Annotated in this window: 1 pseudogene; it reads right to left on the bottom strand. The window is 59.4% G+C overall.

Annotated features, from left to right (window positions below):
- Positions 1 to 219: pseudogene (locus QJT78_RS52875) on the bottom strand (hypothetical protein); the annotation flags it as partial.

Genomic DNA, 219 nt, shown 5'->3' with positions numbered 1-219 from the left:
CGGCCGGCATAGGGAACGAGTTTGGGGCGTTCGGCTTCGAACACGTCCCAGATCGTCTGATCGGTCAGCTCCGGATGGCGATGAGCCTTGGCGTAGGCGATGCATTTGTCGTAAGCGACGTTCGCGTCCCACTCGCAAAGGTTTGGCGTGGGGATTGCAGTCTGTTGATCAACGTGTTTGCAAATCGTTGGCGGGGGGTATGGAGGCGGCAACGACGGA

The organism is Bradyrhizobium sp. Mp27 (genome assembly GCF_029953005.1).
Lineage (GTDB): Bacteria > Pseudomonadota > Alphaproteobacteria > Rhizobiales > Xanthobacteraceae > Bradyrhizobium > Bradyrhizobium barranii.
The sequence above is the reverse complement of the archived record's forward strand: the minus strand, read 5'-3'. Positions and strand labels throughout refer to the sequence as shown.